The sequence below is a fragment of the Vibrio sp. 1402 genome (assembly GCF_033340275.1).
Genome location: NZ_JAWOWE010000058.1, coordinates 1 through 1332, shown reverse-complemented (window position 1 = coordinate 1332; position 1332 = coordinate 1). Strand labels below are relative to the sequence as shown.

Sequence of the window (1332 nt, the reverse complement as noted above, 5' to 3'; positions counted from 1 at the left end):
CTGAGGGATCCCCTCATAATTTCCCCAAAGCACAACCATGTTTGAATAGATTTTGAGCAAGCAGGGTTGCAGCCGCGAGCAAGTCTTCCCTCGTTATTGTGTAGCCAGAATGCCGCAAAACTTCCATCCCTAAGCGCACTGTTGAGAGTACATTTCGATTTTTGACAGTGTTAGCTTGGAAGTGCTTATCCCAACCTTGTTTCTGACCATGAACTCCAGCAAGCCAAAATGTCAGTTGAAGCATTAGGGCGATTAGCAGCATGATATCAAAGCGCTCTGAGCTGCTAGTTCGGCTATGACGGAGGCCTAAACCGTAGGCTGGGCTTTTCAAGTCTCGGAAGGTTTCTTCAATTTGCATACGCTTCGAGTAGAGCCTAACAAGTTGCTTTGGTGTTCGGATTTCAACGGGCAAGTTAGTCGCTAAAACCCATGGTTCTTTTGTCGAAGCGGAGTAGATTTTAGGTGACGGATGATGACAATTAGTCCGTGTCGAACGCTGATTTTTTCGGCCTTTAGGACGTGATTTATACAGTGCAATTTGACATGAAATTGGGTTGCTCTTAGTCAACCTCTTATAGCCTAAAGTCTTTGAGCGACTTGAGGATATGCTATGTAAGTTGCTGATAGGTTGCCAGTTTTCCGCACCTAAATCTGCATATTGCACTTTCCCTCTGACTCGACTTAACCAGTACCAACCTAGCTTTTCAACGGATTTATACCATGGCACTTTAAAGCCAGCATCACTGACAATGAGCGGTGTAGTGTTACTCGGTAGAATGCTTGCAAGGTCGGCTAGAAATTGGTCATGAGCCTTCTTTGAACATTGCTCTGAAAGCGGAAAGGCTTTCTCATAAAGAGTAATAGAACGACCATGTAGTGCCACCGAAGCCCGCAATACCATAAGCCGTTTTTGCTCACGAATATCAGACCAGTCAACAAGAACAATGGGCATCGAATTACCTGAACAGATAAAGCTGGCATGCCAACGGTATACAGCGAGTCGCTCTTTGTGCAAGTGACGATTACCTAACAATCTGTCGATTCGTTTGATGTTATGTTTTGTTCTGGCTTTCGTTGGCAGGTTACGACCAAGTTCGGTAAGAGTGAGCGTTTTACATTCAAGTAATGCGTGGCAAGCCAGCGTTAAACTGTTGAGTCGTTTTAAGTGCAATTCAGGGCAGAATTGGTAAAGAGAGTCGTGTAAAATATCGAGTTCGCACATCTTGTTGTCTGGTTATTGATTTTTCTCAGAACCATTTGATCACATGACAAGATGTGCATCTACCTTAAATTTATGATTTTTATCAAAATCATTAGGGGATTCCTCAGGGC

General features: G+C 43.8%; 1 protein-coding gene. It reads right to left on the bottom strand.

Going from position 1 to position 1332, the window contains the following annotated elements; all coding sequences use genetic code 11:
- Positions 1-13 precede the first annotated feature (13 nt).
- Entirely contained in the window at positions 14-1222 is a 1209-nt protein-coding gene (locus tag R7044_RS24070; protein ID WP_032073033.1) for an IS4 family transposase, read from the bottom strand.
- Positions 1223-1332: the final 110 nt, after the last annotated feature.

What these genes read in the sequence shown, in the direction of transcription:
- R7044_RS24070 (WP_032073033.1), bottom strand. Translation starts at nt 1,222, where the DNA reads ATGTGCGAACTCGATATTTTACACGACTCTCTTTACCAATTCTGCCCT.